The 20905-nt window shown below is 65.8% G+C and carries 21 protein-coding genes and 1 tRNA gene; 10 read left to right on the forward strand and 12 right to left on the reverse strand.

Going from position 1 to position 20905, the window contains the following annotated elements:
* Window positions 1-3: 3 nt before the first annotated feature.
* A complete protein-coding gene (locus ACEE23_RS07175) occupies window positions 4-321 on the reverse strand; it encodes a hypothetical protein (protein WP_296204496.1) in 318 nt (105 codons plus the stop codon).
* A gap of 59 nt (window positions 322-380) precedes the next feature.
* Here ACEE23_RS07175 and ACEE23_RS07180 point away from each other — a divergent pair.
* The 3 genes from ACEE23_RS07180 to ACEE23_RS07190 all read left to right on the forward strand — a co-directional run bounded on the left by ACEE23_RS07180 (window position 381) and on the right by ACEE23_RS07190 (window position 2636).
* Window positions 381-453: transfer RNA gene (locus ACEE23_RS07180), tRNA-Arg, on the forward strand.
* 192 nt (window positions 454-645) lie between these two features.
* Entirely contained in the window at window positions 646-1551 is a 906-nt protein-coding gene (locus ACEE23_RS07185; protein ID WP_448872628.1) for an ornithine cyclodeaminase family protein, read from the forward strand.
* Between the two features lie 86 nt (window positions 1552-1637).
* A complete protein-coding gene (locus ACEE23_RS07190) occupies window positions 1638-2636 on the forward strand; it encodes a DUF1906 domain-containing protein (RefSeq protein ID WP_448872626.1) in 999 nt (332 codons plus the stop codon).
* Between the two features lie 70 nt (window positions 2637-2706).
* On the opposite strand, the gene ACEE23_RS07195 is transcribed toward ACEE23_RS07190, so the two are convergent.
* The 6 genes from ACEE23_RS07195 to ACEE23_RS07220 all read right to left on the reverse strand — a co-directional run bounded on the left by ACEE23_RS07195 (window position 2707) and on the right by ACEE23_RS07220 (window position 9268).
* Window positions 2707-4113: a hypothetical protein gene (locus ACEE23_RS07195; protein ID WP_448872624.1), complete on the reverse strand. Its 1407-nt coding sequence runs from the start codon at window positions 4111-4113 to the stop codon at window positions 2707-2709.
* A 75-nt stretch (window positions 4114-4188) separates the two neighbouring features.
* Complete coding sequence (locus ACEE23_RS07200) at window positions 4189-5823, reverse strand: solute symporter family protein (RefSeq protein ID WP_448872640.1); 1635 nt, start codon at window positions 5821-5823, stop codon at window positions 4189-4191.
* Window positions 5824-5838: 15 nt separating this feature from the next.
* On the reverse strand, window positions 5839-6126 hold the full coding sequence (locus tag ACEE23_RS07205; protein WP_448872638.1) for a DUF485 domain-containing protein: 288 nt from the start codon (window positions 6124-6126) through the stop codon (window positions 5839-5841).
* A gap of 351 nt (window positions 6127-6477) precedes the next feature.
* The gene (locus tag ACEE23_RS07210) at window positions 6478-7341 is read right to left on the reverse strand and encodes an aldo/keto reductase (RefSeq protein ID WP_448872622.1); all 864 of its coding nucleotides are present in this window, start codon (window positions 7339-7341) and stop codon (window positions 6478-6480) included.
* Window positions 7342-7453: 112 nt separating this feature from the next.
* Complete coding sequence (locus ACEE23_RS07215) at window positions 7454-7813, reverse strand: FKBP-type peptidyl-prolyl cis-trans isomerase (protein ID WP_070769354.1); 360 nt, start codon at window positions 7811-7813, stop codon at window positions 7454-7456.
* Window positions 7814-7951: 138 nt separating this feature from the next.
* Complete coding sequence (locus ACEE23_RS07220; RefSeq protein WP_448872620.1) at window positions 7952-9268, reverse strand: citrate synthase; 1317 nt, start codon at window positions 9266-9268, stop codon at window positions 7952-7954.
* 237 nt (window positions 9269-9505) lie between these two features.
* Between ACEE23_RS07220 and serC the strand changes: the two genes are divergently transcribed.
* The 3 genes from serC (at window position 9506) to ACEE23_RS07235 (ending at window position 12766) form a co-directional block, all read left to right on the forward strand.
* On the forward strand, window positions 9506-10660 hold the full coding sequence (serC, locus tag ACEE23_RS07225) for a phosphoserine transaminase (protein ID WP_448872618.1): 1155 nt from the start codon (window positions 9506-9508) through the stop codon (window positions 10658-10660).
* Window positions 10661-10732: 72 nt separating this feature from the next.
* Window positions 10733-11878 (forward strand): septation protein SepH, encoded by a 1146-nt coding sequence (gene sepH / locus ACEE23_RS07230; protein ID WP_448872616.1) that lies wholly within the window; start codon window positions 10733-10735, stop codon window positions 11876-11878.
* A gap of 15 nt (window positions 11879-11893) precedes the next feature.
* Window positions 11894-12766 carry a DUF6928 family protein gene (locus ACEE23_RS07235; RefSeq protein ID WP_448872614.1) on the forward strand — a complete coding sequence of 291 codons (873 nt, stop codon included), beginning with the start codon at window positions 11894-11896 and terminating at the stop codon, window positions 12764-12766.
* On the opposite strand, the gene ACEE23_RS07240 is transcribed toward ACEE23_RS07235, so the two are convergent.
* From ACEE23_RS07240 to ACEE23_RS07250, 3 genes are all read right to left on the reverse strand, one after another.
* Window positions 12736-13539 carry a TrmH family RNA methyltransferase gene (locus tag ACEE23_RS07240; RefSeq protein WP_448872612.1) on the reverse strand — a complete coding sequence of 268 codons (804 nt, stop codon included), beginning with the start codon at window positions 13537-13539 and terminating at the stop codon, window positions 12736-12738. The genes ACEE23_RS07235 and ACEE23_RS07240 overlap by 31 nt on opposite strands.
* Window positions 13540-13558: 19 nt before the next feature.
* Window positions 13559-14983, reverse strand: coding sequence for an NCS2 family permease (locus ACEE23_RS07245; protein ID WP_448872610.1), 1425 nt, complete (start codon window positions 14981-14983; stop codon window positions 13559-13561).
* 192 nt (window positions 14984-15175) lie between these two features.
* Window positions 15176-15838, reverse strand: a complete 663-nt coding sequence (locus ACEE23_RS07250; RefSeq protein ID WP_448872608.1) for a DUF3027 domain-containing protein — start codon at window positions 15836-15838, stop codon at window positions 15176-15178.
* Window positions 15839-15877: 39 nt separating this feature from the next.
* Between ACEE23_RS07250 and ACEE23_RS07255 the strand changes: the two genes are divergently transcribed.
* Together ACEE23_RS07255 and ACEE23_RS07260 are read left to right on the forward strand one after the other, a co-directional pair.
* Complete coding sequence (locus ACEE23_RS07255; RefSeq protein WP_448872606.1) at window positions 15878-16759, forward strand: glutaminyl-peptide cyclotransferase; 882 nt, start codon at window positions 15878-15880, stop codon at window positions 16757-16759.
* Between the two features lie 11 nt (window positions 16760-16770).
* Window positions 16771-17346 (forward strand): DUF2771 domain-containing protein, encoded by a 576-nt coding sequence (locus ACEE23_RS07260; RefSeq protein WP_448872604.1) that lies wholly within the window; start codon window positions 16771-16773, stop codon window positions 17344-17346.
* Window positions 17347-17381: 35 nt separating this feature from the next.
* Here the strand turns inward: ACEE23_RS07260 and ACEE23_RS07265 are convergent, their stop codons facing one another.
* Complete coding sequence (locus ACEE23_RS07265; RefSeq protein ID WP_448872602.1) at window positions 17382-17762, reverse strand: cold-shock protein; 381 nt, start codon at window positions 17760-17762, stop codon at window positions 17382-17384.
* A gap of 380 nt (window positions 17763-18142) precedes the next feature.
* Here ACEE23_RS07265 and ACEE23_RS07270 point away from each other — a divergent pair, with 380 nt between their 5' ends.
* Window positions 18143-18763: a resuscitation-promoting factor Rpf1 domain-containing protein gene (locus tag ACEE23_RS07270; protein WP_448872600.1), complete on the forward strand. Its 621-nt coding sequence runs from the start codon at window positions 18143-18145 to the stop codon at window positions 18761-18763.
* A 216-nt stretch (window positions 18764-18979) separates the two neighbouring features.
* On the opposite strand, the gene ACEE23_RS07275 is transcribed toward ACEE23_RS07270, so the two are convergent.
* Window positions 18980-19171, reverse strand: coding sequence for a hypothetical protein (locus tag ACEE23_RS07275; protein ID WP_070769344.1), 192 nt, complete (start codon window positions 19169-19171; stop codon window positions 18980-18982).
* Between the two features lie 65 nt (window positions 19172-19236).
* Between ACEE23_RS07275 and ACEE23_RS07280 the strand changes: the two genes are divergently transcribed.
* A partial coding sequence (locus tag ACEE23_RS07280) for a helicase-associated domain-containing protein (protein WP_448873563.1) occupies window positions 19237-20905 on the forward strand: 1669 nt, incomplete at its 3' end.

Genomic DNA, 20905 nt, shown 5'->3' on the forward strand with positions numbered 1-20905 from the left:
CGCCTAGTCCTCTACGTCCTCTTCTTCCCCGAAGAGCTCCACCATATCCGCCGGGGACAAGGTCCCGGCCATCCCGGCCAGCTCCTTGCTGTAGATGGTGTTGAGGTAGGTCTCTAGCACCGCGCGCAGGCGCTGCGCATCATACTTGTTGAGCAACAGCACGCGCTTGCGCTCCCCGCCCGGCATGGCCTTGTCCACGGCGAGGACCTCCACCCCATCGCGCTGGATGATCTGGGTGAAAATCTCCCGGCGCTGGACGTCCACGAATTCCGCGTCCGCCCGCCGCGGCGCGCCGCCAACCTCACTGCCTTGGTGTTCCATACCGCCAACGCTAGCCGATTTCCGCGCCTCGCGCGCCCTCGGGTAACCTAGCTTCCTAGGCCCCAGTAGCTCAGGGGATAGAGCACGGCTCTCCTAAAGCCGGTGTCGGTGGTTCGAATCCACTCTGGGGCACTGTCTAGCAATTGACTCAAAGCCCGAACGGTTGTGTTTTCCGCTGAAAGGGACAACTAAGTTGTTAGCGCTGGGGCAACAAATAACCGGAACGGCCCTCATCTTGATCGGGGTCTCCTACTTTTCGTGGCGCTAAGGGCTTTCGCCGCGATAAAGGCCCCGACAGTGGCCATTCTTTGCCATCATTGAGGCATGGATTTCCTCGATTATGACACCGTCTTTGACCGTCTCGACTACCCGTGCGCGGTGGCCGCCTTGCGGGGTGCGCTGCAGGAAGGCTTCGATCCGGCAGAGGATCTCGCGCGCCAGGCCATCGACGTCCCCGGCGGGGAGTTTCTGCTCATGCCCTCGGCCACCCCGGCCGGGTTCGGGATTAAGTTGCTGTCGGTCAACGCCGAGGCCCGCGGCAACAACCCGCGCATCCAGGGCACCTACGTGCTCTTCGACCAGCAAACGTTCGCTCCCAGGGCAACCATAGACGGCATCGCGCTGACCAACCTGCGCACGCCGGCGGTCTCCCTGGCCGGTATTGCGGACGTGTTAGAGCCAGGGTCCACCGGCCCCCTGTCCGTCGCTATCTTCGGTACCGGCCCGCAGGCGCGCGCCCACGCCGCGGCGGTGCGCGAGGTCTACTCCAGCCGCGAGGTCGAGGTGTCCTTCCTCAGCCGCAGCCAGCCGGAGGATCTAGAGCCGTGGGCCCAGGCCGGCACCGAGCAGGCCGACAAGGTGCTTCGCGGCGCGGAGCTCATCATCACGACCACCACGGCGGCCGAGCCGGTGCTGGAGGATGCCGCGGTGCGCGACGACGCCGTCGTCGTAGCGGTCGGCTCCCACTCCCCGTCCGCGCGGGAGCTGCCCGGCGCGCTGCTGGGGCGTTCCCAGGTCATCATCGAGGACCCGGAGACCTGCTTCCGGGAGGCCGGCGACGTCATCCAGGCCGTGGACGAAGGCGCTCTGGAGCGCGAGCGCCTGGTCACCTTCCGGGACGTCGTGCGCGGCGAAGTTCACCTAGACCGGACCCGGCCGGTGATCTTCAAGTTCACGGGCATGCCCTGGGAGGATTTGGTCCTGGCTGAGGCCGTCGCTAGCGCGCGTTAGCCTCGACGGAACTGGGCGGGCGTGATATGGTACCCCTGTTACAGATGTGACTATTGTGGTCAATTCTAATTCTTGCGAGGTCTCCTATGCCCACCCCATCTATCGGCAACCGTTCCCTGTCCCGGCGCGGCCTCTTTAAGGCCGGCGCTCTGACCGCCGCCTTCGGCGCTTTCGGCGCCTACAACCTGCACACCGCCCCGCAGGCCCAGGCCCTAGGCCCCATCCTGGGCACCGTGCTGGACTATTCCGCCGGCGTGCCCTCCGCCGCCGCGGTCAAGGCCGCCGGCCACCTCGGCGCGGTGCGCTACGTCTCGCAGCGCCGCCCCGGCGCAAACTGGATGCTGGGCAAGCCGGTCAGCCTGAAGGAAACCAAGGACTTCGCCGCCCACGGGCTGGCCACCGCCTCGGTCTACCAGTTCGGCCGGGCCGGCAACGCCGACTGGCTGGCCGGCGCCGCCGGCGCCGCCACCCACGCCCCGCAGGCCATCGCCCTGCACAAAGCGGCCGGCGGCCCGACCGGGCGCCCCATCTACATCGCCATCGATGACAACCCGACCCGCGCCCAGTACACCAACCAGATCAAACCCTACCTGCAGGCCTTTTCCGCCGCGCTCAAGGCCGCCGGATACCAGACCGGCGTCTACGGCAACTACAACGTGATCGACTGGGCTAGCAAGGACGGCATCGGCAGCTTCTTCTGGATGCACGACTGGGGCTCGGGCGGAAAGATCCACCCGCGCACCACCATCCACCAGCTGCCCAAGGCCCAGCAGCGCAACGTCGGCGGCGTGGTCGTGGACATCAACCACGTCTACGCCAAGGACTGGGGCCAGTGGACCCCGGGCCAGGCGGCCAGCAAGCGGCCTGCGCAGAACCGACCCGCCACCCCGGCGCCGCAGGCCCCGGCGGGCAATTCCACGACCGACGCCATCAACCACCTGAGCTCCCGCCTGAACGAGACGGTGCCGAACATGCCGAACCTGCCGCGCGTGGACGGCAACAGCATCAGCTACAACGGCTCCTCGGTCTCCATGGATCAAATCCAACAGGCCGCGGACTTGGCCAAGCGCTTTAGCGGCCGCTAAACCTCACTAGCAATCAGGGGCAGAAGAACACCTTCTGCCCCCTTTTTATGCCCCTAGCCGCCGGGAGAGCCTACCTGTCCTTGGAGTTTTTATCCTGAGAGTCATCGGACTTTTCTGACTTTTTCTTGTCGCCTTTGTCCTTCTTCTGGTCCTTCTTCTGGTCCCTCTTGCCGGACTCGTCTTTGTCCTTTTCCTCGCTGTCTTTCGACTCGGACTCGGACTGCTCGGCCGCGCCCTGCGGGTCTTCGGTCACGGTCACCGGCGCAGACTTCCGGGCGGCGGCGCTCGCCTGCTCCAGGTAGTCGTCAGTGACGTGGTCGGTGACGAAATAGGTCAGGTCGTCGGCGTCGCCGTAGTAGTTGGCCGCGACCACGAAGTCGTGCCCGAAGGAGACGGTCGAGTGCATGTCGTGCTCGTTGGACCAGCCGAACTTCGTGCCCACCACGTCGTCGAGCTGCGAGGTCCCGTAGTCCTGGGCGTAGCCGTCCTCGGCAAAGCGGTCGCTGTGCGACATCGCCACCAGCACCGGGTGCAGCGGGTCCTTGTCCATCAGCTGGGCGATGAAGCGGGCCACGTCAAAGGTCGAGGTCGTCGAGTATCCCCAGCGCTTATCCGGCTGGGTGGACTGGAGCGAGTAGCGCTCCGCGACGTCTTCGATGGAGTCCGGGTATTTTTCGTAGAGCTCCTCAGCGCTTTCGTCCGAGGAGTTGGCCACCATATCCAGGGCCTCAAACTGCTCTTCGGGCTTGCCGTTTTCCACCACGTATTCGGCGATGTAAAGCTTGATCAGGCTCAGCGCCGGCCGCGACTCCCGCTCATTGGCGGTGGCCATGTGCATGCCATCGCTCAGGCGCACGTAGGTCAGCTGACCGGGCTGGTCCGGGAAGGCATCGGCAGCGGCAAGCTCTTCGGCACCCGCGGCGCCCGAGGTAGTCGTCTCCGCGCCCGAGGTCTTCTCCGCCTTGCTTGAGTCTTTGCCAGTGGCGCCCTTGTCTTTTTCGCCCTTATCGCCCTTGTCGCTCTTTACGCCCTGGGAGTCTTGGGAGTCTTGGGAGTCCTTAGCGTGGGATTCTGCGGTCGAGGACTTGGTGGTCTTAGGGCTCTTGTCTTTCGAGCGCGGAGAGTCTTTGCTGCCCTTATTGTCCTTGCCGTCTTGACTGCGCTTGCTGTCCTGGCTGCGCTTGCTGTCCTTGCTGCTGGTGGCTTCGGTGGTCGCGGTGGTCGCGGTGGCCTCCGAGGACTCGGTGGTCTCGGAGTCTGCGGCGAAGACGAGGTCGGGGCGGTCGCTTTCGCCTAGGATCCGGGTTTCCTGCCAGGCGTTCAGGTGCGGGATTTTGTCTTTACTAGCGCTGGCCTGGGCGGGTGTGTTCTGCCCGTCAAAGCGCCCCAGCGCCCACGCGGCTGCGGCCAAGGCGACGATGACCAGCACGGCGATGGCAGGTAGCAGCAGGTGGCGCGAGGAGGAGTTAGTGGACACGGATTACATAATACAAAGAGGCGCCGCGGGGGTATTGACCGCGGCGCCTGACTGAACTAGTTGCCAGATTCTGGTTTAGTGATCGACCGGGGCTTCCACGCCCACGCCGGTCAGGGAGCGAACTTCCATCTCGGCGGCGAGTGCTTCCAGGCGATCCGGCTTGCCCACCAGGGTGCCGATGTACCCGGCCAGGAAGGCCAGCGGAATGGAGACCAAGCCCGGGGAGCTCAGCGGGAAGATGGCCCAGTCCGCGCCCGGGAACATGGAGGTCTCAGAGCCGGAGACGGCCGGCGAGAAGAAGATGAGCACCAGGCAGGAGACCACGCCGGTGTAGATGGAGGCCACCGCGCCGGTGGTGTTGAAACGGCGCCAGTACAGCGAGTACAGGATGGTCGGCAGGTTGGCGGAGGCGGCCATCGCGAACGCCAGGGAAACCAGGAAGGCAACGTTCTGGGTCATGGCCAGGATACCCAGGATGATGGAGGCGACACCCAGGATCACGACGGTGATCTGGGAAACGCGCACCTGCTCTTCCTCGGTGGCCTGGCCGTCGCGCAGCACGGCGTCGTAGACGTCGTGGGCGATGGAGGCCGAGGCCGTGATGGCCAGGCCAGCGACCACGGCCAGCACGGTCGCGAACGCCACCGCGGAGATGATCGCCATGAAGATGGAACCACCCAACTCCAGGGCGAGCAGCGGGGCCGCCGAGTTCGCGCCACCCGGCGCGTTGAGAATCCGGTCCGGGCCCACCAGGGCGGCCGCACCGTAGCCCAGGATGAGCGTCATCAGGTAGAAGGCGCCGATGATGACAATCGCCCAGGTCACCGAGCGGCGGGCTTCAAGGGCGGTCGGGACGGTGTAGAAGCGCATGAGCACGTGCGGCAGGCCGCCCACGCCCAGCACGAGCGAGATGCCCAGGGAGATGAAGTCCAGCTTGGTGGTCAGCGTCGCGCCGTATTTCAGGCCCGGCTCCAGGATCTGCTCGGCCTGGTAGCCCTCCTTGGCGAGGTTCTCCGAGCCGGCGTGCATGTTGATGGCGTCCTGGAAGAGGGTGTTGAACCCGCCGCGGATGGAGATGAAGACCAGCGCGCACATGATGACCACGCCGGTCACCAGGAGCACGGCCTTAATCATCTGCACGTAGGTGGTGCCCTTCATGCCGCCGATCAGGACGTAGATAATCATGATGATGCCCACCACGCCGACCACGACGGCCTGCCAGACGAATTCGTGGATGTCCAGCAGCACGGCCACCAGGGAGCCGGCGCCGGCCATCTGCGCGACCAGGTAAAACAGGGAGACGAACAGCGTCGCGATGGCCGCGGCGACGCGCACCGGCTTCTGCCGCAGGCGGAAGGACAAAACGTCGGCCATGGTGAACCGGCCCACGTTACGCAGGGGCTCAGCCACCAGCATCAGGGCCACCAGCCAGGCCACGAAGAAGCCGACGGAGTACAAGAAGCCGTCGTAGCCGGTCAGGGCCACCGCGCCCACGATGCCCAAAAAGGACGCCGCGGACAGGTAGTCGCCGGAGATGGCCAGGCCGTTCTGGCGCCCGGAGAAGCTGCCGCCACCGGTGTAGAAATCAGAGGCTTCCTTGGTGGACTTGCCGGCGCGCAGCACCAGCCACATGGTCACCACCAAGAAGGCGAGGAAGATGGCGATATTCAAAAGCGGGTTGCCGGCCGAGGTTTCCTGGGCCACAATCATCGTCGAGTTCACGGTCTAGCCCTCCAGTTCTTCGCGAATAGCGGCCGCGCGCGGCTCGATGTTCTTATTGGCGTACTTGACGTAAATCCAGGTAATCAAGAACGTGGTCGCGAACTGCAACAGCCCAAAGACCAGGCCCACGTTCCAGTTGCCGCCCAGGGATTGCCCCATAAAGTCCGGCATGAACACGGCCATCACCACATAGAGGACGTACCACACGAAAAACGCCACCGTCATGGGGAAGGCGAACTTCCGGTAAGAGCCGCGCAGTTCAGAAAACTGCGGCGACTTTTGCATCTCCATGAAGTCTTCCGCTGTGGGTTCGCGCCGTTGGGTCGGCGAAGTACCTACTTCAGACACTGCTTTCTCCTTCACTAAACGTACTTCCTCGTCCGCGGTCCCAGCCGCGGACTTGCATACACGCTTCACAGATAACTGGCATTGAGTTACCCGTCACATTTGCGTTGCCAGGTAAGTTACCTTAGTCACACTGCAAGGTTGCGAAATCGGCCAACTTTTTCGCCTTAGCAGAACTTAGCTACCCCCACTCACCTTCGTGACCTGCGTCAGTATTGCTTAGCAAATTACCCCCAGATACAGGAAAACCCCCGGCTGCAAAGGTTGCAAACGGGGGTTATGGCAGGAGTCTTAGACTTAAGCCTCGTGGCCCGGGAACTCGCGCGGATCCTTAAACATGCGGCCGAAGCCCGGCTGGCCCTCCAGGCCGTCGATGGCCTCGATGTCGGCCGCGTCCAGCTCGACGTCGACCGCGCCCAGGTTCTCCTTGAGGCGCTCGGACTTCGCCGACTTCGGGATGACCGAAATCCCCTTGTCCATCAGGTAGGCCAAGACGACCTGCCCCGGGGTGGCGGAGTGCTTGCGGGCGGCCTCCTCGATGACCGGGTTGCCCAGCACCACACCGCGGGCCAGGGGCGACCAGGCCTCGGTGATGATGTCGTGTTCGGCATGGAAGCGGCGCAGCTCCGGCTGGGTAAAGCCCGGGTGCAACTCCACCTGGTTGACCACCGGCACCACGCCGGTCTGGTCGATAATCTCCTGCAGCGGCTCCTCGTAGAAGTTCGCCACGCCCACGGAGGCAATCTGCCCCATGCCCTGCAGGCGGGCGATGGACTCAAAGGTCTCCACGAACAGCCCGCCCTGCGGCCACGGCCAGTGGATCATGTACAAATCCAGGTAGTCCAGGCCCAGCTTCCGCAGCGACTCGCTAAAAGCCTCCTGGACCTTCTCCGCGCCGTGGTGATCGTGCCACGCCTTCGATGTCACGAACAGCTCATCCCGGGTGACGTCGCCAGCGCTGATGGCGTCGTTGAGCGCCTTACCCAGCGCTTCTTCGTTCTCGTAGAGGGTGGCGGTGTCAAAATGACGGTAGCCCAGCTCGATGGCCTCGCGCACCACGGAGATGCACTCCTCGCCGTAGAGCTTGTAGGTGCCCAGGCCCAGCTGCGGCATAGAACGGTCGTCGTGGAAGTTAACTGATGGAACTGTCATAGTCTCCATTGTGCCTCGAAACCCCGCGCCCGTGTGGGCTAAGCAGAAGAAAATTCCCCTTTCCAGAGTCTCCGGGAAGGGGAATGCACGGAATACGCGGCGGGCCGCGGGTGCGCCTTAGTTAGGAGGCGCGCAGCAGGTCAATGATGAAGACCAGCGTGCGACCGGACAGCGGGTGTCCGCCGCCGGCTGGGCCGTAGGCCTTCTCCGGCGGGATGATGAGCTGGCGACGCCCGCCCACCTTCATGCCGGGGATGCCTTCCTGCCAACCGGCGATGAGACCGGTCAGCGGGAACTCGATGGACTGGCCCCGGTCCCAGGAAGAGTCGAATTCCTGGTTGGTCTCGTAATCCGCGCCCACGTAGTGAACCTCGACCAGCCCACCCGGCTGTGCCTCCTCTCCGTCACCGACGACGATGTCCTCGATGACGACGTCAGTTGGCGCCGGCTCCGTGTGGGCTTCGATCTGTGGCTTATCCATGGGGAGTTCTCCTCGGGAGTATTGGGAAGATTCTGCATGTTCAGCGCAGTGAGCACTGAACCAAATATTCCCTAGTATAAGGCAACTGCCCGCCCAGCCGAAGCCGGGCCGGGCAGCCGTCCTGCGGAATTGTGGGTTTTAGCGCTCTGCGCGCGGGGAAACCTTGCGCAGGGTTTCGCCGGTGTAGACCTGACGCGGGCGGTTGATCTTGGTGTTGATCTCCAGCTGCTCACGGTACTGGGCGATCCAGCCCGGCAGGCGGCCGATGGCGAACAGGACGGTGAAGAAGTCCGTCGGGAAGCCCATGGCGCGGTAGATCAGGCCGGTGTAGAAGTCCACGTTCGGGTACAGCTTGCGCTGGATGAAGTAGTCGTCGTTCAGGGCGATCTCTTCCAGCTTCACGGCCAGGTCCAGCAGGTGGTCGCCGCCCAGGTGCTCCAGGATCTCGTGCGCGGTGTCCTTGACGATGGCCGCGCGCGGGTCGTAGTTCTTGTAGACGCGGTGGCCGAAGCCCATCAGGCGGACGCCCTTTTCCTTGTTCTTCACGCGGTTCATGAAGTCGGTGGCGTCGCCGCCGTTGGCGTGGATCTCCTCCAGCATCTCCAGCACGGCCTGGTTAGCGCCGCCGTGCAGCGGGCCGGACAGGGCGTTGATGCCGCCGGCGACGGAGACGAACATGTTCGCCTGCGCGGAAGCAATCATGCGCACGGTGGAGGTGGAGCAGTTCTGCTCGTGGTCGGCGTGCAGGATGAGCAGCTTGTCAAGGGCCTTGGCCACGACCGGGTCAACCTCGTAGGGCTCGGTCGGGTAGCCGAACATCATGCGCAGGAAGTTCTCGCGGGCGTTCAGCGCGTTGTCCGGGTACATGTAGGGCTTGCCCTGGGAGGCACGGTAGGCGTAGGCGGCCAACATCGGCACCTTGGCCAGCAGGCGGACCGTCGCCTTGTCCAGCTGCTCTTCGTCCAGCGGGTTCAGCTGGTCCTGGTAGTAGGAGGACAGAATGTTAACCGAGGAGGCCAGCACGGCCATCGGGTGCGCGTCGCGCGGGAAGATGTTGAACTGGGCCTTGAAGTCCTCGTCCAGCAGGGTGTGGTGGCGGATCTCCTGGTTGAAGTGGGTCAGCTGCTCCTCGGTCGGGAGAGCGCCCTTGATAAGGAGGTAGGAGACCTCATTAAAGGTGGCGTTTTCCGCCAGGTCCGCGATGTCGTAGCCGCGGTGGCGCAGAATGCCCTCTTCGCCGTTAATAAAGGTGATCTTGGACTCGGTGGAGCCGGTGGAGGCATAACCCGGGTCAAAGGTGACCAGGCCGGTCTCGTTGCGAAGTTTGGAGATATCGAAACCGGAGTCGCCTTCGGTGGACTGCTTGATGTCCATCTCGTACTCGCCACCCGGGTAGTGCAGTACAACCTTGTTGTCTTCAGAAGCCACGTGCTTGTCCTTTCTGTAATCCTTCATGCGCTTGGGAGCCAGAGAAAAAGATGCGGTCGGCTTTACCCAGCGATACTATGCCCTAAAAGCGTTCGGGCATACCAGGCACCACTTTACCAATTATCTGTGACCCCTACTACACCAACCGGACAAGCGTCCTGTTAAATGCCCCTACCGCCTTGTTTCCCGTTACGGGTACACCCATTCTAGGTTAAATTCTAATAACTGACAGAAAATAGGTCGGTCGCCGTTTAGGCTATGCGCATGACGACGCCCGAGTTAACTTTGCCAACTGAACTTCTCCCCTCCGATGGACGCTTCGGCTGCGGCCCGTCCAAGGTGCGCCCCGCCCAGATCGACTACCTCGCCCGGCACGGCCAGGACATAATGGGCACCTCCCACCGCCAGCCCGCGGTAAAGAATCTGGTGGGCTCCATCCGGGACGGCCTGAGTGCACTCTTCCAGCTGCCGGAGGGCTACGAAATTATCCTGTCGCTGGGCGGGGCCACGGCCTTCTGGAATTCCGCGGCCTTCGGGCTCATCGAGCGCCGCAGCGCCCACCTGACCTACGGGGAGTTTTCCTCCAAATTCGCCAAGGCCACGGCCAAGGCCCCGTGGCTGGAGGAACCGGTCATCACCGACGCCCGGGTCGGTACCGCTCCCGATCCCCTCCACGCGGACACCACGGACTGCGACTGCGTGGCCTGGGCACATAACGAGACCTCCACCGGCGCGATGGTCCCGGTTAGGCGGCCGGAGGCTAGCGGAGACCAGCTGGTGCTGGTCGATGCCACCTCGGGTGCCGGCGGCCTGCCCGTGGACGTCAGCGCCGCGGACGCCTATTACTTCTCCCCGCAGAAGTGCTTCGCCGCCGACGGCGGCCTGTGGCTAGCGGCCTTCTCCCCCGCCGCCCTCGATCGGGTCGACAAGATCGCCGCCACGGATCGCTACGTCCCGGAGTTTCTGGATCTGAAAACAGCGGTGACCAACTCGCGCAAGAATCAGACCTACAACACCCCGGCCATCGGCTCGCTGCTGCTTCTGGACGAGCAGGTCCGCTGGATGAACGACAACGGCGGCCTGGACGGCATGACGCAGCGCACCCGCGCCTCCTCCGAGATCCTCTACGGCTGGGCGGACGGCCACGCCCTGGCCCAGCCCTTCGTGCAGGACCCGGCGGCCCGCTCGCTGGTGGTCGGCACCATCGACTTCGACGAGACCGTCGACGCCGCCCGCCTAGCCGCCGTCCTGCGCGCCAACGGCATCCTGGACGTGGAGCCCTACCGCAAGCTGGGCCGCAACCAGCTCCGGGTGGGCATGTTCCCCGCCATCGAGCCGGACGACATCCGCACCCTGACCCAAGCTATCGACTACTGCCTGGAGGCCGGTGCCGCCAACATACCCACTGACTTGGCATAAATTCTGCCTTGGGTCGACTACAGTGGAGCCCATCACAAGTAAACCTGTCCTCCACGGCTGAAGGAGACTCGCATGCGCGAGCTGTTTTTAGTTAACAGCGACTCAACCGAATCATCCCTGGTGCTGCGCGCCGACGATGGGGAGGAGTTCTTCCTCGCCGTCGACGACGCGACTCGCTCCACGCTGGCCTCGACCATCCGGCCGACGGATACCGAGACCAGCGCCGGGGACGTGAGCGCTGACAGCTCGCCAGAGACCTCCACTGGCGGCAGCGAGGCCGGCGAAGGCTCCGCCACCGGTCAGGACCACGGCCACGCCGATCACGCCGGCACTGGTGCGGCGGCGGCCAGTACGCCGACGCGCCTGCATGCGGCGTCGCCGTCCGGGACCTCCGGCACCGGGCGGGCCCGGCCGGCCACGCACGCAGAGTCCAAGAAGGCCCTGCCGCTGCGCCCGGCGGAGATTCAGCACCGCATCCGGGCCGGGGCATCGGCCGCCAGCCTGGCCGAGGAGCTGGGCGTGGACGAGTCCCGCCTCGAGTCCTTCGCCCACCCGGTGATGCTGGAGCGCTACCGGGTGGCGGACCTGGCCAAGCAGGCCCACCCGGTCCGCGAGGACGGCCCGGCCAAGCTGACCCTCTGGGAGGTGTTGGCCACCGCCTTCGCCGCCCGCGGGCACACCCTGGCCGAGGCCGAGTGGGACGCCTACCGCGAGAAGGGCGAGCCCTGGGTGGTCTGCCTGCGCTGGCGGGCGGGCCTGTCCGATAACGAGGCCGAGTGGCTGTTCAAGCAGACCATGACCTCCGAGCCGACCGTCGAGGCCCGCAACTCCGTGGCCGCAGACCTGACCGACCCGGACTTTGCCCAGCCGGTGCGCTCGCTGACCTCGGTCGGCCGCGGCAATCGCTACGAGACCGCGGTGCTGGGCGACGACTGGGACGACGAGCACGACGCCGCGGCTGTCTCCGCCGCCAACGGGGAGTCCCTGCACGACGCCTCCGCGCCCGCGGAGCCCGCCACCACGGATCCCGGCGACGCCGGCCGCGACCGCTCCGGCTCCGCGGAGCACAGCGGTGCAGAGGAAAACTCCCCGGAGGAATTCCTCCAGAACCCGGATCCGGAAAAGAAACCGACCAAGCGCCGCCGCAAGGCCGTGACCCCGCACTGGGAGGACGTGCTACTCGGCGTGCGTGCCAACACCAAGCGCCCGAAAAACTAAGCGACTACCAGGACCATGGATATTTCCCGCGCCGTCATTACCTTGTGGTACGTGACCTCCCCTAACCCCGCCGCCGTACTCGAAGCTGAGCCCAAGGCCGACCGCGGCTATGGCCGCAAATTCCTGGCCCAGCTCAACCCGGCCTTCCCCATCACTCCCATCGGACAGTTCCCTTTTAACCGCTCCGCCCCCGCGGACAGCGCCGAGTACTACATCGGCGGCTACCCGGGCGTGACGGTGGTCCAGACGGTGATTGAGGGTGAGGGCATCATCCTCTCCCAGCTGCCGCAGGCCCTGCGCAAGGCGGCGCCGTGGGACAACCTCTACGCCTTCGTCCACCACGACGAGGACACCTACGCCGGCTTCGCGCACTTCCAGGACGGCGAGCTGAAGCGCTCGCTGTGCTGCACCCGCATGGAAGTGCTGGAAGACTCCGGCCTGCCCGAGCCCTTCGAGGGCCCCTACTGGGCCGGCGAGCACAACGACTCCACCGGCGGCATCGCCCTGCCCTTCCGCCCGCGCGATCTGATGGAGGAGGCCCAGCGCGCGTGGCTGGGCGTCGACATCAGCGCCCAGGGCCCGGACCTGGACGTGGTGGGCTACGCCGTGGACGGGCGCCCGGAGCCGAAGATCGACAAGCCCCAGCGCCCCACCATCGCGCGGGTGACCTCCGCCTCGGCCGCGAAGCTGGGCATCGGCCCGGGCAATACCGACTACGACGACTACGAGGACGCCGCGGCCGAGGAGGAATCCACCGGCGACGAGTTCCGCGCCCTGGCGCAGGCCTCTGCGGCCGCCGCCCGGCGCGTGGGCGCTACCGCGAGCAAGTGGTGGTCCAAGGCCTCGCGCAAGGTCTCTCAATCCCTCAAGGACCGCTGGCGCTCGTAGAAGGCCACGGCCGCGGCGGTGGCCACGTTGAGCGAATCCGTGTGCTGCGCCATGGGGATGCTCGCGCGCACGTCGGTCGCGCGCATCGCGTGCTCGGTCAGCCCCGGGCCCTCCGCGCCGACGAGCAGCGACACCTTCTCCGCCCCGGCGACGGCGTCGGCGATGTGCGTGTCCCCGCCCGGGGTCAGCGAGACCAGCCGGAAGCCGGCCTCGCGCAGCACGTCCAGGGAACGCTGCCAGGTGGTGTACCCGCCCGCGAAGCGGGCGAACGGCAGGCGCAGCACGTGCCCCATGGACACGCGCACGCTGCGGCGGTAGAGGGGATCGGCCGCCCCGCTGCCCAGCAGGACCGCGTCCACGCCCAGGCCCGCCGCGTTGCGGAAGATGGATCCGATGTTTTCGTGGTCGCCCACCCCCTCGAGCACGACCACCGTGCGCGCCTTTGCCACCACGTCCGCGACTGCCGGCAGCGGCGCGCGGTCCGCGGCGGCGACGAGCCCGCGGTGCATATCGAAGCCGGCGACTTGGGCCAGCGTGTCCCGCTCGACCTCGTAGACCGGGCAGCCGGGCTCGCCGTAGGTCTCGACGTACTGGTCGATTTTGCCAGCAAAGCCCACCAGGCAGCGCACCGGGAACGGGGATTCGACCAGGCGGGAGACCACCAGGTGGCCCTCCGCAATGACTAGACCCTCGCCGGACTTGTCGGACTTGTTCAAGTCCCGGATATCGTCCAGGCGAGGGTCGTTCGGGTCGGCGATGAAAGTTCTATCCATGCCCCTAATCTAGCGCACGCTATTCCACCAGGCTCATGATGGGATCCATGGCGAAGTAGACCACGAACAGGCCGGAGATGAGCCACATCAGCCAGTGGATCTCCTTGGCCTTGCCGGCAAAGGTGGACATCAGGGCAAAGGAGATGAAGCCGATGCCGATGCCGTTGGCGATGGAGTAGGTAAACGGCATCACGACGATGGTGAGGAAGGCCGGGATGGCCACGTACATCTTGTTCCACTCGATGGCGGTGAGCTGGCCGGCCATCATCACGCCTACCACCACGAGGACCGGGGAGGCGGCCTCGATGGGCACGACCTCGTAGAGCGGGGTCAGGAACATGGCCAGGATGAACAGGACGCCGGTGGTGATGTTGGCCAGGCCGGTGCGGGCGCCGTCGCCGATACCGGCGGAGGAATCCGCGAAGACCGTGTTCGACGATGCCGAGCCCAGGCCGCCGACGACCGCGCCGAAGCCTTCGACGACCAGCGCCTTCTTCAGGTGCGGCAGGTTGCCCTCGGAGTCGGTCAGGTTGCCGTGCCGGCCGAGTGCCGTCATGGTGCCCATGGCATCGAAGAAGTTGGTCAGCACCAGGGCGAAGACCAGCAGGGTCGCGGCGACCACGCCGATGCGGCTGAATGCCCCCAGCAGGTCGACGGCGCCGACAATCGACAGGTCCGGCAGCCCGCCCAGGGAGTCCGGCACCTTCGGCACCGCCATGTTCCAGCCGCCGGTGTTCTCGGCGGCGGAGCCGGCGCCGGTGAGCGCCTCGACGATCATGGCGATGATCGTGGTGGCGATGATGCCGATGAACAGCCCGCCCGGCACGTTGCGGATGACCAGGGCCGCGCAGATGATTAGCCCCAGCACGAAGACCAGGCTCGGCCAAGTGGAGATGGAACCGTTAATGCCCAGGCTGACCGGCACGGTGGTGTTCGCCGCGTCCGGCACGCGGGTGACGAAACCGCCGTCGACGAAGCCGATCATGGCGATGAACATGCCGATGCCCACGCCCATCGCCGCCTTCATGGAGGCCGGGATGGCCTTGAAAACCGCGGTGCGGAAGCCGGAGACGGCCAGGATGACAATGATGATGCCGTCGATGACCACCAGGCCCATGGCCTCCGACCAGGTCAGGCCCTCCGTGGCCACGAGGCTGACCGCCACGAAGGTGTTCAGCCCCAGCCCGGCCGCGAAGGCAAAGGGGTAGTTAGCGATGGCGCCGAAGGCGATGGTCATCACGCCGGCCACGAGCGCGGTGGCGGCTGCTACCTGGGGCACTCCCAGGGTGTTGCCCTCGACGTCCTGGGAGGTGCCCAGGATGAGCGGGTTGAGGAGGATAATATAGGCCATCGCGAAGAACGAGACGGTACCGCCTCGGATCTCGGCGCCTATGCTGGATCCGCGTTCGGAGATTTTAAAATAGCGATCGAGCGTCGCACGCATGGAGCTGACTTCCCTTTACTAATGTCACCGTGCCCTATTGATTTACCGCTAACAGTTTCATACTTGTCAGCCCCGCGCACAAAATCCTCCACCCCCGCCCGGCCCACAGCGCGCCCGGCTCACAGCGCCCGTCGCGCGCCGCGCCTACTACCGCGGGCGAACAGCAAACCGCTAGTAAAACAGAGCGAGCCGCTAGTAGAAGGGAGCTTCGTCGTCGAAGACGGTGTCCGGGTCCACCGCCGGCTCCGGGGCGATGGTGGTCTGGGAGTGGGCGCCGCAGCCGTAGCGGGCGTGGACGGCGCGCCCGTCGGCGGAATACTCGTTGGCGCACACACCGAAACTGTCCTTCAGCGGCAGGAAGAACGCGCAGGTCGCGCACTGCAGGTGCGCCTGGGCGGCCATGGGCGCTTCCGGCCCGTAAGAAGCCAGCCAGCGCTGGGCCGCCTCCTTCCAGCCCGCCTGGCTCAGCGTGCCGTCCTCGCTCAGGCGGCTATCCCCCGGCGCGGGCGGCATGACGTCGCCCGGCTCCAGGTCTCCGGGGCGCAGCCGGTCGGTATAGGGCACCCAGTCAGGCGCTTGCAGGGCCTCCCCGCCGGGGACGAGGGCCAGCTCGCTGACGGTGACCTCGTCGCTGCCGGCGGCACACGCCAGGACCGCCTGCCATTCCCACCCGTGGTAGCCGGGCACGTCGGCGGCGAAGCGGTGGGTGACCGCGTGTGGGCTCAGCCCGCCGACGCCGATGTGGCGGCCGACGTCGCCGTCGCCTAGTTCTTCCAGGGCCCAGCGAGCGGTGTCGACGGCCGCCGGGCCCAGCAGCGGGTTGGTGGAGGTGGATTGGCGCTTTTTAGAGGACACATCGAATCATTATGGTGCATATGGGGCACAATATGGTGTATGGGTTCCCTCTTGTCGCCAGCACGTCACCGCCAGCGCCCCCACAATCGCCAGCACACGCTCCGGTTGGGCGCGCTGCTGGCCTGCGCGGGCCTGGCCTTAAGCGCCTGCAGCAGCACCCCTGACGCAGACCGCGACGCCGACAGCGCTGCCTCCGCCCCGGAAGGCGGGGCCACCACGGCCGCGCCCGCGGTCGAGCACCTCAAGGCGCGGGTGGTCGATCGCCTCGACTACGACGAGAGCCTGTTCACGCAGGGCCTCGAAGTCGACGAGGACGGCACCCTGCTGGTGGGCACCGGGCGCTACGGCGAATCCGGCGTGCACCGGCTGGCCCCGGGCGAGACCTCCCCGCAGCAGTCCACCGCGCTGGCTGGCGATCAGTTCGGCGAAGGCATCACCCGTAGCGGCGACACGCTCTGGCAGCTGACGTGGAAGTCGGGCACCGCGCTGTCCTTCGACGCGGAAACCCTCCAGCCCACCGGCTCCACGGAGTATTCCGGCCAGGGCTGGGGCCTGTGCGATATGGGCGACCGGCTGGCGCTTTCCGACGGCACCTCCACGCTGCGCTTCGTGGACCCGGAAAGCTTCGACGAGCTGGACCGGGTCACGGTGACCTTGGAAGGCAAGGAGGTTGATGAGCTCAACGAGCTCGAATGCGTCGACGGGCAGATCTATGCCAACGTCTGGTTTTCCACCGATATCCTGCGCATCGACCCGTCCACCGGGATGGTCAACGCCGTCATCGACGCCTCGGGGCTGGACAATAACGCCGCGGCCAACCCCGACAACGTGCTCAACGGGATAGCGCATATCCCGGGCACCGACGAGTACTACCTCACCGGTAAGCGGTGGCCGGATCTGTACCGCGTGGCCTTCGAGTAAGATCTATGCCCATGGCCACCCGCAAAGAGGCAAAACGCAAGCAACTGATCCAGGTCTTGGCGCTGATCATCGCCGTCATCGTCATTGTGGTGGCGGTGGTGTTGTTCCAGAATTGGTGGAACAGCCGCCCGGGCCCGGAGCCGGAGGATGTCGCGGTTACCGCCCACGTCGGCGACAAGGAGCTCGAGGTCCATCCCTATATGTCCTGCGAGCCGGGCACGGAGTGCGAGGAAAAGGACGTCCCCAACCTGGAGGTCGGCCCTGATGACAAGCTCGTGCTGGACATCCCGGAGGCCATCCACAACCACGAGTGGCGGGTGCTGAGCATCTACGACGACCCGGCCGCCAATGATGAGACCACCCACGGCGCCTACGACACCGAGACAGTAGAAATCCCCGGGTCCGTGGATCCGATTGAGGAATCCACGTCCGGGGAAAATAAGGAACGCCCGAAGCTGATGGTGGTGGAGGTTTCCTCCATCATGATTGGCACGGACGCAGACGGGGAGGAAACCCCCTACACCACGGTCTGGTCGCTATCGACGATGTCCGACGCCGAACGCGCCGCGCAGGAGCAGCAGAACTAGCCGCCCAGGCGCTGGACATCCGTCCCGGCGCGGGCCTAGCTGTCCAGGTCCTTGGCGATGGCGCGCAGGATCTCTGCGACCTGCCGGCCGGTCTTGCGCTCCGGGTAACGCCCGGCGCTTAAGGCCGGCTGTACTTGTGTTTCCAGGACGGTCATCACGTCCGAAATCATGCTGCCGAGCTCTTCCGGCTTGCGGCCGGGACCGCGGCGGCGCGGGTTATCCAGCACTTTCACGCGCAGCGCCTGCGGGCCGCGGCGGGCGGCCGCGAAATCGAATTCAATACGCTGGCCAGGGTGCAGCTCGGTCACGCCCTTGGGCAGCACGTTGCGGCCGATGTAGACATCCTCATCCCCCGGGTTGGAGGCAAAGCCGAAGCCCTTCTCCGCGTCAAACCACCTGACCTTACCGATGGGCACGTTGGTTCACCACTTTCTTCTTCTCATAATGGAACTAACCATTTTAACCCTTGGCGGCACCAAAAATGAAGTCAATAACCGGACCCCAATAACACCGTGGTGATCCATCTCACATGGATAAATTTTCCCTGGGAGCCGATCGCCTCACCTGCAGTTTCCGCTTTAAGGTTTTCACACTCGCCACTCGGGGCCCGTCGATGTGTGTCGAAAAGTGTCAAGAACGTGACACTTTCGTTATAAACCGATACTCTGTCTGCTAGGCACTTGGCCGCCGCGTTGGTCGAAGACATCCCCGACTAACCGCCTTCCCGCGCTGGCGGCCAAATTTTTACGTGCAAGAGAATTGTAACCGACCGGGGAAATAGAGAGGACCTTCAACAATGGGACGCCACTCGGCAAAGACTACTTCCGTAGCCACCAAGTTCGCCGCTAGCACCGTCGCTGTCGGTGCCGCCGCTGCCATTCTGGCACCGACCGCCTCGGCCGCTCCGGACTCCGACTGGGACCGCCTGGCCCAGTGCGAGGCCGGCGGCAACTGGAACATCAACACCGGCAACGGCTACTACGGCGGCCTGCAGTTCAACGCTGGCACCTGGCAGGCCTACGGCGGCAACGAGTTCGCCCCGACCGCCGATGGCGCTACCCGTGAGCAGCAGATCTTCGTCGCCGAAAAGGTCCTGGCTAACCAGGGCTGGGGCGCATGGCCGGCCTGCTCCGCTAGCCTGGGCCTGAACTCCGCCCCGACCGACCGCTCTCACCCGAACGCTGCCCCGGCTCCGGCCGCTCCGGCTGACGCCCCAGCCGCCGTTCAGGAGGCCGCCAACGCCGGCTCCAGCGAGCTGGCCGTCGACGCCCTCTACAGCGCCGTGAAGTCCAAGCTGGCCACCTACGGCATCCAGGTCCCGGCCCCGATCCAGCAGTTCTACGAGGCCAACCGCCACGACTTCAACGCTTTCTACACCGCCAACCGCGGCCAGATCGACTCCATCCTGAACCTCTAAGAAAGTTCCCCGCCGGGCCCCGCCCCGGTCGGAGTCATCTCCCACCAGCAAAGGAAAGGCGCCACCCACCCCGGGTGGCGCCTTTTGGTATCTCTACTGCAGCACCTTAAGCCAAACGCCCAGATCAGAGCCCGCGCAGGGCCCACACCGCCGGCACAGGGGTGGCTAAGGCATAGAAAATGCCCGGTCGCCAGACCGGGCATTGCTGCGGGTGAACTACTTGTTGATGCGCGTGTAGGGGTGCACGTAGTTCAGCTTGTCCGCCGGCAGCGGCAGGACGGTGTCGTCACCGTACGGGCTGGAGGCACCCGCAAACGGAGCGGTAACTTCGGTAATGGCGTGTTCGCGGCCTTCCATGTTCTGCGGCCAAGCCGGAGAAACAAAGCCCTTCTTCTCTACATTCGACATACTCCTTATTGTGCCAAACCCGCGCGAAAAAAGTAACTCAAATGGCACTAAACTTGTCTTCTACGATGAGTATCACCCCTTCTGGCCCCAGCCGCACCGCACAGTACCGGGATTTCCTCGCTAATTTGGATGCGGATCAGCTCACTACTTTGTTCGGGCACCGCCCCGACGCGGCGGTCCCTCCCCCGCCGGGGCCGGCGCCACTGGCCACCCGCTTGCTGCTGCGGACCTCCATCGCCCGCGCGCTGGGCAACTGCTCGGCTGACCTGCTGGCGGCCCTCGAACGGGCGGCCAACCTCAGCGCGGAGCTAGAAGAAGTCGACGCCGACGAGGTTGCGGCACCGGAAGTCACCGACGCGCTGTGCGAGCGCGCCCTGCTTTACCGCACCGGCCCGGACAAGGTGATGCTGCCGGCCGAGGTGATGCCGGCGCTGCCGACTGGCTGGTCGCTGCTCAACCAGGTGGAGGTTACCCCCGCGGACCTGGAGCAGCTGCCGGAAGAACAGCTCGAGGTACTTCGGGGGATAGCCCACGCCGGCGGCGCCAGCGCGGCCAGCACGTTCGCGGAAGGCCCAGTCGCACAGCTCGAGGAACGCGGGTTCGTCCTCCGCCCCGAGCCGGACACGCTGCGCCTGCCGCGGGCGGTCCTGGGGGCCGTCCACGGGCGCGAGCACCCGGTCATCCCGCTGGAGCCGGCCGCCCCGCCCGAGGCGCCGCGCCCGGATTCGGCTGCCGATGCCGCCGGGGCTGCCAGCGGCCTCGACGTCGCCCGCGAGCTCGAGCGCTTAATCGAGCACCTGGGCCGCAGCCCGGTCAGCCTGCTCAAGGACAAGTCCGTGGGCAAGGCGAGCGTAAAACAACTGGCCAAGGCACTATCACTACCGGAGCCGGACATCACCCGGCTGATCCACCTGGGCTATAGCGCGGGCCTGCTCGGACGCGGCGAACCCACCGGCTACGAGGGCAACTTCCTGGCCCCCACCGCGGCCGCGACGGACTGGCAGGACCTGGCACTGGGCGAGCGCTGGCAGGCGCTCATCGAGGCGTGGATGGCCAGTCCGTGGCAGTCGTGGTCGGCCGAGCGCCCCTTGGTCAAGGAGGCTTGCAACCCGCGCCTGCCCGGCTACCGGCAGCGCGTCCTGCAGGTTTACCGGCACCGCGCGCGTGCGCTCAGCGCGGAGGAATTCTCCGCCGAGCTGCGCTTTTCCTCGCCGCTTTTCGCGCACCTAACCAGCCAGGAGACCATCGCCGCCCTCGCCGCGGAGGCACAACAGCTGGGGCTTATCGCCCGCGGGCGCGCCACCACCGCGCTGACCGGCAACGCCACCGATCTCGCCCCGGAGGAGATTTCCTATTTTCTCCTGCAGGGCGACCTCAGCGTCATCGCCCCGGGACCGCTGACCAGCCCCGTCCAGGCGAAGCTGGCCCTGATTGCCGATCTCGAGTCACCCGGCCTGGCCAGCACCTACCGGCTGAGCGAGGAGTCGCTGCGCCGCGGCTTCGACGCGGGCTGGTCGGCCGCCGATTTCCAGGAGTTTCTGGCCGAGCACTCCGCGGGCGAGGTCCCGCAGCCGGTGAGTTACCTGGTCCAGGATAGCGCCCGGCGCCACGGCGCCTTGCGCGCCGGCCCGGCCAACGCGTACCTGCGCAGCGACGACCCGGCGGTGCTCGCCCAGGCGGTGGGCGCCGTGCCGGAGCTGCGCCTGCTCGCCCCCACCGTGGCCGTCTCCCAGG

The organism is Corynebacterium sp. 32222D000AT, assembly GCF_053546955.1.

Coding starts and splice junctions, on each gene's coding strand:
- ACEE23_RS07175 (WP_296204496.1), bottom strand. CDS start 321: ATGGAACACCAAGGCAGTGAGGTTGGCGGCGCGCCGCGGCGGGCGGAC.
- ACEE23_RS07185 (WP_448872628.1), top strand. CDS start 646: ATGGATTTCCTCGATTATGACACCGTCTTTGACCGTCTCGACTACCCG.
- ACEE23_RS07190 (WP_448872626.1), top strand. CDS start 1,638: ATGCCCACCCCATCTATCGGCAACCGTTCCCTGTCCCGGCGCGGCCTC.
- ACEE23_RS07200 (WP_448872640.1), bottom strand. CDS start 5,823: ATGATTGTGGCCCAGGAAACCTCGGCCGGCAACCCGCTTTTGAATATC.
- ACEE23_RS07205 (WP_448872638.1), bottom strand. CDS start 6,126: ATGGAGATGCAAAAGTCGCCGCAGTTTTCTGAACTGCGCGGCTCTTAC.
- ACEE23_RS07210 (WP_448872622.1), bottom strand. CDS start 7,341: ATGGAGACTATGACAGTTCCATCAGTTAACTTCCACGACGACCGTTCT.
- ACEE23_RS07215 (WP_070769354.1), bottom strand. CDS start 7,813: ATGGATAAGCCACAGATCGAAGCCCACACGGAGCCGGCGCCAACTGAC.
- ACEE23_RS07220 (WP_448872620.1), bottom strand. CDS start 9,268: ATGAAGGATTACAGAAAGGACAAGCACGTGGCTTCTGAAGACAACAAG.
- serC (WP_448872618.1), top strand. CDS start 9,506: ATGACGACGCCCGAGTTAACTTTGCCAACTGAACTTCTCCCCTCCGAT.
- sepH (WP_448872616.1), top strand. CDS start 10,733: ATGCGCGAGCTGTTTTTAGTTAACAGCGACTCAACCGAATCATCCCTG.
- ACEE23_RS07235 (WP_448872614.1), top strand. CDS start 11,894: ATGGATATTTCCCGCGCCGTCATTACCTTGTGGTACGTGACCTCCCCT.
- ACEE23_RS07240 (WP_448872612.1), bottom strand. CDS start 13,539: ATGGATAGAACTTTCATCGCCGACCCGAACGACCCTCGCCTGGACGAT.
- ACEE23_RS07245 (WP_448872610.1), bottom strand. CDS start 14,983: ATGCGTGCGACGCTCGATCGCTATTTTAAAATCTCCGAACGCGGATCC.
- ACEE23_RS07255 (WP_448872606.1), top strand. CDS start 15,878: ATGGGTTCCCTCTTGTCGCCAGCACGTCACCGCCAGCGCCCCCACAAT.
- ACEE23_RS07260 (WP_448872604.1), top strand. CDS start 16,771: ATGGCCACCCGCAAAGAGGCAAAACGCAAGCAACTGATCCAGGTCTTG.
- ACEE23_RS07270 (WP_448872600.1), top strand. CDS start 18,143: ATGGGACGCCACTCGGCAAAGACTACTTCCGTAGCCACCAAGTTCGCC.
- ACEE23_RS07275 (WP_070769344.1), bottom strand. CDS start 19,171: ATGTCGAATGTAGAGAAGAAGGGCTTTGTTTCTCCGGCTTGGCCGCAG.